General features: G+C 48.6%; 11 protein-coding genes. All 11 read left to right on the top strand.

Going from position 1 to position 11,870, the window contains the following annotated elements; all coding sequences use genetic code 11:
• Window position 1: 1 nt before the first annotated feature.
• Window positions 2-1,081 carry a 4Fe-4S binding protein gene (locus V512_RS05035; protein ID WP_099829371.1) on the top strand — a complete coding sequence of 360 codons (1,080 nt, stop codon included), beginning with the start codon at window positions 2-4 and terminating at the stop codon, window positions 1,079-1,081.
• Window positions 1,078-2,310 (top strand): threonine synthase, encoded by a 1,233-nt coding sequence (gene thrC / locus V512_RS05030; RefSeq protein ID WP_099829370.1) that lies wholly within the window; start codon window positions 1,078-1,080, stop codon window positions 2,308-2,310. Before V512_RS05035 ends, thrC begins: the two co-directional genes overlap by 4 nt.
• Window positions 2,307-2,783, top strand: coding sequence for a (2Fe-2S)-binding protein (locus tag V512_RS05025; protein ID WP_099829369.1), 477 nt, complete (start codon window positions 2,307-2,309; stop codon window positions 2,781-2,783). The genes thrC and V512_RS05025 overlap by 4 nt, the downstream gene beginning before the upstream one ends.
• The gene (locus tag V512_RS05020; RefSeq protein WP_099829368.1) at window positions 2,773-3,390 is read left to right on the top strand and encodes a nucleotidyltransferase family protein; all 618 of its coding nucleotides are present in this window, start codon (window positions 2,773-2,775) and stop codon (window positions 3,388-3,390) included. Before V512_RS05025 ends, V512_RS05020 begins: the two co-directional genes overlap by 11 nt.
• Before the next feature lie 5 nt (window positions 3,391-3,395).
• Window positions 3,396-4,235, top strand: coding sequence for an FAD binding domain-containing protein (locus tag V512_RS05015; protein ID WP_099829367.1), 840 nt, complete (start codon window positions 3,396-3,398; stop codon window positions 4,233-4,235).
• A complete protein-coding gene (locus V512_RS05010; protein WP_099829366.1) occupies window positions 4,225-5,061 on the top strand; it encodes an FAD binding domain-containing protein in 837 nt (278 codons plus the stop codon). The genes V512_RS05015 and V512_RS05010 overlap by 11 nt, the downstream gene beginning before the upstream one ends.
• The gene (locus tag V512_RS05005) at window positions 5,058-5,531 is read left to right on the top strand and encodes a (2Fe-2S)-binding protein (RefSeq protein ID WP_099829365.1); all 474 of its coding nucleotides are present in this window, start codon (window positions 5,058-5,060) and stop codon (window positions 5,529-5,531) included. Before V512_RS05010 ends, V512_RS05005 begins: the two co-directional genes overlap by 4 nt.
• Window positions 5,524-7,836, top strand: coding sequence for a molybdopterin cofactor-binding domain-containing protein (locus V512_RS05000; RefSeq protein WP_099829364.1), 2,313 nt, complete (start codon window positions 5,524-5,526; stop codon window positions 7,834-7,836). The genes V512_RS05005 and V512_RS05000 overlap by 8 nt, the downstream gene beginning before the upstream one ends.
• Window position 7,837: 1 nt before the next feature.
• Entirely contained in the window at window positions 7,838-8,941 is a 1,104-nt protein-coding gene (locus V512_RS04995; RefSeq protein ID WP_099829363.1) for an extracellular solute-binding protein, read from the top strand.
• A gap of 5 nt (window positions 8,942-8,946) precedes the next feature.
• A complete protein-coding gene (locus tag V512_RS04990) occupies window positions 8,947-10,980 on the top strand; it encodes an ABC transporter permease subunit (protein WP_099829362.1) in 2,034 nt (677 codons plus the stop codon).
• A 67-nt stretch (window positions 10,981-11,047) separates the two neighbouring features.
• A complete protein-coding gene (surE, locus tag V512_RS04985) occupies window positions 11,048-11,866 on the top strand; it encodes a 5'/3'-nucleotidase SurE (RefSeq protein ID WP_099829361.1) in 819 nt (272 codons plus the stop codon).
• Window positions 11,867-11,870: the final 4 nt, after the last annotated feature.

Here is an 11,870-nt window from a genome sequence, read left to right as displayed (position 1 = left end):
CGTGAATCTTTCGACAGAAGTGGCGGGTATTTCCCTTAAGAATCCATTGATGCCTGCCTCCGGTCCTCTTACAGGGGATCATAGGAAGATGCTCGCACTGGAAGCCATGGGAGTCGGAGCTATGGTTACGAAGACGATATCTACAGTAGCAGCTAAGGTCCCGAGACCTTGCATAGTAGCGGATAAGGACTTCGTAATCAATACTGAGCTTTGGAGCGAGTTCCCTCCTGACATGTGGTTTGAGGAGTTTCTACCGCAATACAAGAAATCATCAAGTCTTCCTCTGATAGTCAGTCTAGGTTACTCACCTGAAGATCTTCGAAAGCTGGTCCCGTTATTCTCAAGGTTTGCAGATGCTTTCGAGCTGTCTACTCATTACGTCGCCGATGACCCTTCGCTTATGAAGGAGTTGGTCTCTGCCGTTAAGGAAGGCACGGACAAGCCGGTCTTTCTGAAGTTCGACCCATCTGTGCCTGATCCGGCTGAAATGGCAAAGGCCGTCCAGGACTCCGGTGGCGACGGAATCGTTGCAATAAACTCGCTTGGACCGGTCTATCCGCTGGACAGGAGGGTGAATCGTTCGTTTTTGGGAAGCAGCGATGGGTTTGGCTGGATAAGCGGTCCCGTAATCAAGAAGCTTTCCCTCTCATCCGTAAGGAGAATACGCGAGGGCTGTTCTCTGCCGATTATAGGTGTCGGTGGCATTCAAAGCGCAGATGATGTAATTGACTTTCTCTCTTGCGGCGCATCCGCGGTGCAGATGCTTTCTGGAGCTCTGATAAAAGGCAAAGACCTCTTCAAAAGGATAGTAGACACTCTTCCGTCGGCTCTCGAGAAGAGAGGGTTCGATAGTGTAATAGATGCGATCGACTCTGCTGAAATACAGAAAGAGTCCTTTGAGGTGAGAAATCCGCTTATCGATCACGAGAAATGTACCAGATGCGGATTGTGTGTTGCGGTTTGCCCTTACTTTGCACTGAGGTTGGATGAGAAAGTGGAAGTGGATCCGTCTGAGTGTTTCGGTTGCGGGCTTTGCGAATCTCGCTGTCCCGTTAGCGCCATCGGGGGTGTACTGGTTTGAGCAAATATCTTCTGAAGTGCATCACTTGTGGTAAGGAATTCGCAATAGACGAAGTAGACTACTACTGCCCCGATTGCGGTGATCGTAAGGGGACCCTCGAAGTCGTATACGATTTTGCGCTTGTGAGGAAAAAATTTGAGTTCAGTTTGACTTCTCTTCAAAAGAGGGGAATCTGGGCCTTTGACTTCCTTTTGCCGTTTGAAGGGAAAATCGATTTCCCGGAGCTGCTTGTTGGCAATACACCGCTCTACAAGAGTCGTTCTCTTTCGAGGAAATACGGAATTCGGGAAGTCTTGATAAAAGACGACGGAAGAAACCCGACAGCATCTTTCAAAGACAGGGCAAGCGCCATTGCTGTAGCAAAGGCAGTGGAAAAGGGGTTCGACACCATCTTCTGTGCCTCGACGGGAAATGCAGCCAGTTCTCTATCGGGACTTTCGGCCGTATCCGGCTTGAAGAGCGTTATCTTCGTGCCTTCAACCGCCCCTGTGGCGAAAATCACACAACTGCAGGTGTATGGTTCAAAGATTCTTGCGATAGAAGCAAGTTATGACAGAGTATTCGATCTCTCTATGGAGATAGGGATGTCTATGGGTTGGTATTGCAGAAACAGCGCGATCAATCCCTATCTACTGGAAGGGAAGAAAACCTGCGCGTTGGAACTCGCTTTCGAGATGGAGGACGATCTCCCTGATTTCATATTCGTTTCGGCCGGCGACGGGACTGTTCTCTCAAGTTTCTACAAGGGCTTTGAGGATATGAAGGAGTTGGGTCTCATCGAGAAAGTTCCGAAGATAGCCGGAATCCAGGCCGAAGGCTCTGCTGCGATCAAGAAGACCTATGAAGCGGGCTTCCCTTTCGAACCGATCGATCTTGAAGCAACCACAGTAGCCGACAGCATATGTGTTGGAAAACCAAGAGACGTCATAAAGGCCTGTCACTACACAGAAGCGCATGACGGTCTCCTTCTCTCGGTTTCGGACAACGAAATCCTTGAGAGTATAATAGAACTTGCGAGGGAAACCGGAGTGTTCGCCGAACCGGCCGGTGCAACTGCATTTGCGGGCTTCAAGAAGGCTAGGAAGCTTGGACTCGTAGGTGAAAAGGACCGAGTAGTGATAGTTGTCACCGGCAACGGACTTAAGGACCTCAAGAACGTTTCTGCGGTTCTTCCCGAAGTACGGATTCTGCCGCCGGATAGAGATGCAATCGAGGAGGCACTGAAATGAAGATCAGCTTCATTCTAAACAATGAGAAGCATACACAGGAAGTAAGAGAAGATATGCGATTACTCGATTTTCTGCGTGATGAAATGGGGCTTACCGGAACAAAGGAAGGCTGCGGTGAGGGAGAGTGTGGAGCATGCACGGTCATTATTGATGGCAAAGCAGTCAACTCCTGCCTGGTTCTTGTTCCCGAAATCGACGGTTCAGAAGTGGTTACAATCGAAGGTCTTTCCAGGAGCGGCGAACTCGACCCGATTCAGCAGACTTTCATTGATGAGGGGGCGGTCCAATGTGGATTCTGTACGCCGGGGATGATAATGTCGGCGAAAGCCCTTCTGGACAGAAATTCAGCCCCAAGTGATGAAGACATTATGGAAGCCATAGAGGGAAATCTCTGCAGATGCACAGGTTACTACAAAATTATCCAAGCAATCCGTAAATCGGCAGAGAGCCTCGCTAAGACAGATGAAAAGTGATTCCATAGTACTGCTACTTCTGGCTGCAGGAGAGTCGAGACGCTTTGGCAGTGAGAAGCTTCTTGCGGACTTCGCAGGCAAGCCGATTCTGCAGTGGTCGCTGGACAGTTTTGGAACCATCGACGCAATGGGCAAGATTCTTGTGGTCAATCCTGATTTTGAACCGGAGATGTTTGAGATCGGATCGTTCCAGACGGTGATAAACGAGAACTACAAAGATGGGATTTCAACCAGCATCGTCAGGGGACTCAGAGAGTGCCCCGACAGCTGCGAAGGAATCGTTCTGGCCCTTGCAGACATGCCATTGATTACCAAAGAGGATGTGGAACGCCTGGCAGGTTCGGTAACCACTGAAGACGAGATGGTCTCCTACGTCTTTGAGGGAAAGAAAGGCTTTCCGACATATATTTCTAGAAAGGTCTTTTCCCGACTATCCAGAATAACCGGCGATAGAGGTGCATATCAACTGGTGAAAAGCGGGCTTGCCAAGATGCGCGAGATCGAAGGCCGAAGTCACAATGTCTTCGATATTGATATTCCGGAGAGTATGAATTGTACAGACCATGGTTTAGGTATTACAGATAGCAATGGAGGATTCCGGAGGTGAAAGAGATGTCATTCAGTGTCCTTATGCCGACAAGTGAAGAGGAACTCATGTCGATTCTCTCCAGAAGCGACTGCAATATTCTCGCAGGCGGAACCGACCTACTTGTAAAAATCAGGTTGAAACGCATAGCGCCAAAAAATGTCGTGAGCCTGAGACATTTGAGGAGTTTCGGCAAGATAGAAGATCTCGGCGACTCAATAAGGGTCGGATGCAAAGTAACGATGTCCGAGCTTTTGAGCAACGAGACAATTGGAAAACATAGCAAAATATTGAAGATGGCTTTGAGAGAAGTAGGCAGCCCACAGATCCGAAACAGAGCAACTCTCGTAGGGAACGTTGTCAATGCTTCTCCTGCAGGCGATTCAATCGTTGCTCTCTTGCTCTCAAACGCGACTTTGCAGATTGTGGGCCAGTACGGGGAGAGAATTCAGAGTCTAGCCGACTTCATCAAAGGTCCGGGAGTGACATCTCTTTCAAAAGGCGAGTTTGTAAGATCCATAACTTTCGAGAAAACCGGGGGGTTCTTTCCTCAGTTCTACAAAGTTGGTCAGCGAAGTTCTATGGCCATAGCAATAGCTTCGGTAGGCTCCTTGATATCTGAATCGGAAATCAGACTCGCATTCGGCTCGGTAGCTCCCGTTGTAGTTGTTCCGAAAGAGGCGTGCGAATATTATTCGAGTGAAAGGAGCTCGTTCGATGAATCGAAATTCGTCGAACTGGCCATGAAGCGCGTCTCTCCCATAGATGATGTTCGAGCAAGTCAGTGGTACAGAACTACCGTTATCAGAAATCTAGTTTTCAGAACCCTAAAAGTCTGGAGAAAGAGGGGATATAATGCTGTCTAACGTGAATGAGTACTTCAGACCGGAAACCGTCGAGGAGGCATTTGAACTCATGCAACGCGACAGAGATCATTCGATATTCCTTTCCGGAGGTACGATTGTAGCTCTTATGGAGTCTTCAAGAATCGAGAAGATCATCGATCTGAAATCTCTAAGGCTTGACACGGTATCGATCACCGAAGATGAAATAGTAGTCGGCGCCTCAACGACAGTCGAGTCTTTCAGAAAGGACCCACTGATAAGAAGGGAATTCGGAGATTTCTTTTACGACGCCTTCTCTTTAGTGGGCTCATGGCAGATTAGAAATATGGCGACTATCGGCGGCTCAATCGCCCCAAAACTTGGATGGTCGGACGTAAGCACCTGTCTTCTCGCTGCCGGCTCAAGTCTCATGATCTACGGGGTCGATGGTTACCAGCGAATGCTGATCTCTGATTACTTCTCGCTACCGGCAGGTGAAAAACCTCTGATCACTCACGCGATTCTTAAGAAGGACGGCTGGTTCACGGCCTTCGAGAAGTTCTCGAAGACTACTTTCGATATTGCGACGGTCAATGTAGGCCTTTCGATCAGACCGGAGCACGGGAGAATAAGAGCGGCCAGAGTTGTTTGCGGATCTAGACCGCAGTATCCGGCAAGGTTTGAAAGTGTCGAAGCGGCAATGGTGGATCTAGAGATAAACGATGTGATGCCTTCAATTGTAAGAAGTCTCGTTTATGAGAGCTTTATTGGGGGCTCGAATATGACCGCCTCCTTCGAGTACAGAAAGCACCTTGCTTCAGTGCTGGCCCAGAGAGCTGCTGAAAAACTGAAGGGGATGATTTTATGAGAATTGCCTTTACTGTGAACGGAAGACTTCATGAACTCGATATTGACCCCGGTGAGTATCTGCTTGAAGTACTAAGGAGGATAGGCTATAAGAGCGTCAGAAGAAGCTGCAATTCTGCAAGTTGCGGAACTTGTACCGTTCTCCTGAATGGAAAGCCGATACTTTCATGTTCAACTTTTGCGGTTTCTGTTGATGGTCAGAACATTGAGACCGTCGAAGGCATGGCCGATGGAGACAAGTTGCACCCAATCCAGGAGGCCATTCTCGAAGAAGGCGGAGCTCAGTGCGGATACTGTATCCCCGGGGTAGTAATGACGGGAGAAGCTCTGCTAAGAGAAAACCCGGATCCTTCCGACGAAGAGATAAGGCTCGCGCTCAACGGGAACATCTGTAGATGCACGGGATATGAGCCTCAGAATCGAGCCATAAAAAAGGCGGCCCAAGTGATGCGAGGTGAAATCGATGAATGATTCCTTCGTGACGATCGGAAAACCAATGAAGAAAGTAGACGGTCTCGCAATAGTGAGGGGAAAGCCGGCATATACACCAGACTATGATATGCCGGATGCTCTCGTTGTCAAACTTCTCAGGTCTCCTCATGCCCACGCAATTATTAGGAGTATCGACAGCTCTCAGGCTTTGAGCATACCGGGTGTAGTCGGCATCTTCACCTACCAAGATGTGGAGAGAGTTCCTTATACCAGAGCAGGTCAGGGATACCCAGAACCCTCTCCTTACGATACTTATCTCTTGGACAGAAAGGTTAGGTACGTTGGCGACCCTGTGGCAGTCGTAGCAGCGACTACCGAAAAAGCGGCTCTCAAGGCACTAAGAAAGATCAAGGTCGAGTACGAGACCCTGGATGCGGTTTTTGATATGAAGGAAGCCTCAAAAGAGGGCTCTCCGATAATTCATGATGAAAGCGACTGCTCGGGTGTCTACGACAACTCCAGAAATATCGCCGCTCACTTCGTGATGGATATCGGAGACGTTGAGAAGACCCTCGAAGAGTGCGAATTCGTTATCAGAAGAACATATCATGTGGACACTCAGCTCCATGCCGCACTGGAACCACACAACGCTCTCACTTATCTTGATCCAGTCGGAAGACTAGTAGTTATCTCGTCCACTCAAGTGCCTTTTCACTGCCGAAGAATTCTCTCTCGAATACTGAAGAAGCCAATTGCAGAAATCAGAGTCATAAAGCCGAGAATCGGCGGAGGATTTGGAGGTAAGCAATCGGTAATCGCAGAGCCTTACGCCGCTCTCGTTACTCTCAAGACCGGTAAACCCGCAAGAATTGCTTATACAAGAGAGGAAGTCTCGATGGCAACGAATATTCGCCACGAGATGAGCTACGATGTTATCGTCGGAGCAGCTGGAGATGGAAAGATCAAGGCCATTTCACTTCACGGAATCTCAAATACGGGGGCCTATGGAGAACACTGCCTTACAACCTTCATGGTCTCGGGATCAAAAACGTTGCCTCTGTACAACAAGGTCGACGCTGTGCACTTCGGCGGAGATATAGTTTATACGAACCTCCCTCCTGCAGGAGCTTATAGAGGTTATGGAGCGCCTCAAGGGCTCTTTCCTCTCGACTGTGCTATCGATGAACTTGCCTATGAGATGAAGATGGATCCGCTGAAGCTCAAAGAGATGAACTCCATAAGAGAGGGCGAAACCTCTCCAATATTCGAAATCATGGGTGAGGGAAGGGAAGGCGTCCCTCAAATAATGAGGAGTTGCAAGCTTCAGGAGTGCATCGATCTTGGAAGAAAGGCAATTGGCTGGGACAGTAAGTGGGGAAAGAAGAAGAGAAATGGAAACAAGGTTCGCGGGGTTGGCTGTGCTCTTGCAATGCAGGGTTCGGGCATCCCGAAAATCGATATGGGCGCTGCCACTATCAAGATGAATGAAGACGGCTCATTCAATCTACTTGTGGGTGCCACCGATCTGGGAACCGGAAGCGACACAATCCTAGCTCAGATTGCCGCCGAGGTTCTAACGGTGCCTCTGGAGAAGATAATCGTCTATTCATCAGACACGGATCTGACTCCCTTTGACGTTGGCGCTTACGCGTCAAGTACAACTTATGTCTCCGGAAATGCCGTTAGGCTTGCTGCCGAGAAGGTAAAGGAAAGGCTTCTTGATCTGGCGGCCGTGTACTTCGAAAAAGACAGGTCTGAACTGACTTTAGAATCGGCCGAAGTCCGCTCAAGAGACGGCTCATCAGTCTCCCTGTCAGAACTCTGCACCATGCATATGTACACCTTCAATCAGCAGCAGATTTCCGAGTCGGCCTCCTATGTGGGTGAAGAGTCCCCGCCACCGTTCGCCGCAAGCTTCGCTGAAGTTGAGATTGACACAGATACCGGAAAAATCACACTGGTCAACTTCGTTTCATATGCCGACTGCGGTCTAGCACTGAATCCAATACAGGCAATGGGTCAACTTGAAGGCGGTTCGATGCAAGGCATCGGCTGGGCGCTGTACGAAGACATCATCTACGGCAAGGACGGAAGAATGTTGACTAATGATTTCTTCACCTACAAGGTTCCCTCAAGAATGGACTACGGGAAGCTTACATGCAGTCTCGTCGATAGTTACGAGCCGACGGGCCCGTTTGGAGCGAAGAGCATAGGAGAAATAGGTATCGACACACCGATTCCAGCAATCTCCAATGCAATCTTTGATGCTGCGGGCATCCGACTGAGACACGCGCCATTCAAGAGCGAAAGAGTTCTATTCGAGATACTGAATATGGAGGTGTGAAATGAAAAAAACGGCAACATTCTTATTCGTGATACTGCTCTGCTCGTTTACATTTGGAATCACCTTCTGGGTGAGCTGGGAAGGAGAGGATTTCTACAGGGCAGCAGCCAGTAGATTTTCAGAGAAGACGGGTATTCCGGTGGAGATTGTCTACTTCCCGAAGATCGAGGAGAAACTCAATGTGAGCTTGAAGACAGGCGACTTACCTGATGCTGTGATGATAAAGGATACTTATGTAGGCGACGTGGCAGCCTCGAAAAGGAATCTGCCTATCCCGGAATCTGCGCTGAGAGACTACCCTGAGAGATATCTGAGTGCCTTCACCTGGAACGGTGAAGTCAGCGCTGTTCCCTACTATGCAGACAGTCAAGTCGCCTTCATCAATCTGGATGCCTTTGAAGAAGCAGGCTTGAATCTCGAAGACGACTTCGATTTCGTACAGTTCGAGATAATAAAGGAGAAGCTCACAGGGATAGTCGACTATCCTATCGCATTCGATTTCACGTCACCCTACATAATGTTTCCCTATGTCTCGGCACTTCTGAGCGGAGAGGAGAGGGCTGCACTCAAGATCGGAAGTCCCGAGAGCAAGGAGACTGTATCGATCGTGAAGAGCTATTTCGATTCGGGTGTCATCTCTAGACTTGAAAGGGCGGCCATGAATGGGCTTTTCAGACAGGGAAAGATTGGCGTGATGCTTCAAGGCAGCTATATGGCGGAGAAGTTCAGGGAGAAGGGACCTAGCTTCGCAATGCTTCCCTTTCCAAATCTACAGGGGATAGAGGTAAGAGGAGTTATCGATTCAAAAGGTTTTGCTCTCTTCAACAGCGATACTTATGAACAGTGCATGAGCTTCATAGCCTTCCTTGGGGAGCAGAGCGAAGAGTTCTTCATACAGTGCGACAAGTACCCGCTTTTTGGGTCAGGCTGGCTTCCGGAGCTTGGAGAAATCATCAATAAAGGAGAATTCATGCCAAATATTCCAGGATATCAGACACTGTTGTTTGAAGCTCTGGAACCCGCTTTACAGGCAATATTCAGTGGAGCTATGACCGTCGATCGGGCCTTAACGGGTGCACAATCCTACATTGACTCTGTCCGGTAGTTAGTATGTCGGTCGTGATACCGATCTTCTTTACCCTTGGACTGCTTCCTCTTATAGTGAGAAGGAAGTGGTCTATGGGTTTGTCTATTACCTTCATTCTCACAATCGCGACTATCGCTCCTACGGTTTGGGCTCTGTATGTCTCATTGACGGAATTTGGCATCTTTCAAACGGAACCTGTCTTTTCCGGTCTGAAAAACTACGAGATTGTGCTAAGAGATTCCGGTTTCAAACTCTCGCTGAAACTGACGGCCCTCTGGTCGACACTGAAATCGGCAATTGAGGTCTCAATCTCCTTCTTAATCGCGCTCAGGTTGAGAAAAGCTACCAGGTACAGCAAGTCTGCTCTTCTGCTCTTGGGTATAGGCTGGTTTATACCATCATTCATAACGGTGTCCGGATGGAGGGTCTTTGTTCAGGGATACGGAGGGTACTCTTTGTTGAATACCCTTCTTGGCACAAGTATTGACGTGACTCTCAACCCCCTGCACGCATTTCTTTCTTCCCTACTTGTAAGCGTCTGGCTTTCGATACCTCTCTCGGCCATGATAATTCTCGGGATGCTAGGGAGAGTTTCAAAGGAACTGGATGATGTAATTAAAATAGACGGTGCGGGAGATCTCACAACAGCCTCTATTCTGTTCGGAGAGATAAGACATCTATTGATTCCGTACTTCTTGTTTCAACTTGCCAGATCGATGAAAGAGTTCACATCTGTCTTTCTTATGACCGGAAACGGTCCGTTGCTGCCTGAGGGATTCACTCCGCATACCTTGACCGGTTCAACTTCATTTCTCGGAATCGTTCTCTTCAGGAAATTCAACACGGCAAAGGATTACGGACTTCTCTCCGCTTACGCTGTATTCGTAGGAGTATTCGCACTCATATGGATCCTGGGCGCGCTCTTTTCTCGAGGAGAAGTGCCGAAGAGACACAGGCGGGTTCTCTATCTCAGCAGCGCCGCACACATTCTTCTGGGGCTTTTCGCAGGCTGGAACTGGCTCGTTTTTCCCGTTGTTGCCGGATATTCGATACTCCCGCTAATAATACCCCGCTTCAGGAAGCCGTTCAGGCGGCTAGTGGGAGTTCTGTTGATATACGAAGTCGTCATATTCATTCTGAGCGTTGCTCAAAATGGTATCAGTGGCGTCATTCCGGCCACCCTTCTAAGCGTGCCTATGATCCTTCTGTCTATAAGATACAGATTTCCGCACTTCGATTTTTCCATTCCCGGATGGCTTAAGAGAGCGCTTCTTATTGTCTGTCTGGTTCCCACCGCAGTGATAGTGATCTACATACTCTTTCTCTCCTTCGCTTCCGATTCGGACATTGTGCCTTCAATCTCCGAACTGACACTGGCAAACTACGGCAAAGTGATCTCCGACGGACTCCCGCGCAACATATTCAATACTCTGAAGATCGCGTTTTGGGCCTTTGTGATCGTTCTTCTGGCTGGAGTTCCCTTTTCCTATCTCTTCTCTTTGAAGAGAAACATATTTGTGAGGATTATCGCTTCAGTGATTCTCTTCGGAAGCCTCTACAACGGAATGCATACGTTACTCCCTATGTACTTTGTATTCGACAAGTTGGCCCTCGTGAACAGCTTGTTCGGAGTTGGGATGGTTGTATGTATTCAGGCAATGCCGCTAACTATTTTGCTGCTTGGCGGCTTTTTTTCCTCTGTCCCGAGAGAGCTCCGGGAAGTCTCTCTCCTCGAGGGATTATCGGAAACCGGCTACTTATTGAGAGTTCTTATTCCTCTTTCAATGCCCATAATCGGCGGACTACTCATATACACTCTAGTCTCAGCATTCAATTCCTTCTCCATGCCGCTAATCCTTCTAAACAGTCAGGAACTCATGCCTTTCTCTCTCAAGATTTACAGTTACGTGGGTGAAGTAAGGAGCTTCTACACCTCCTGGAATTTATTCGGAGCGGCCTCGGTAATAGGAGTTATTCCTCTCCTTCTTTTCTTCAGAAGCTCACTGAAGCTCATTTACAGCTCGAATCTACGTGATCAGGGAATAGAATATGACTGAGCTTCACTCGCGGCTTTCAGGAAAGAATCCTTCATTTACGATACAATATAGATGGTGGTGAATTCTTTTGAAAATACTTTTGACTAACGATGATGGAATCCAGGCGACTGGAATAAGGTCACTCGCGAAGAGACTCTCAAGGTCTCACGAAGTGACAATAGTTGCTCCCGAAAGCAACCGGAGCGGCGTAAGTCACTCAATTACATGGTTGACGCCGGTACGGATAAGAGAGAGGGAAACAATTGAGAACGTCTCCTCCTTCTGCACGAGCGGAACTCCAGCAGACTGTGTGGTTGCTGCTGCTACGATCACCGGCATTGACAGGTTTGATCTTGTGCTAAGCGGCATAAACCATGGCCAGAACCTCGGGGTTGACATCAGGTACTCGGGAACATTATCTGCAGCACTGGAAGCCAGGGTACATGGGATACCTGCCATGGCAATCTCCGTGGTTAGCGAGGAGAATCCAGATTTTCTGGCAGCTGTGGACTTCTCTGAAAGTTTCGTAAGAGAGTATGACTGGAAGAAGCTTCCGAAGCATACCGTTCTTAACGTTAACGTGCCTGCGATACCTAGAGACAAGATCCGGGGAATCAGTTGCACAAGACCTGGTGGTCTCATAAAGAGACGCTGGTTTGAGAAAAAAGTAAATGAATGGGGTGAGGAGGAGTTCTGGATGCGGAAGGAGATCCTCCACGATTCTCACGATGAAGACCTAGACTTTGTAAATGTCGACAAAGGGTTCATCTCGGTAAGCCCCATCGATTTCTTTGGCTCCTGTGACGAAGCCTTCAGATCTTCTCTATGTGACGACCTGAGGATCTTCGAAGAACACTGGTTTGCAAAAGACAACGAGAAGCTCTCAGTTGCTTCTTGCAGCGAATGAGCCT

Source organism: Mesotoga sp. Brook.08.105.5.1, assembly GCF_002752635.1.
GTDB lineage: Bacteria > Thermotogota > Thermotogae > Petrotogales > Kosmotogaceae > Mesotoga.
This window is presented reverse-complemented; position numbering and strand designations above follow the sequence as displayed.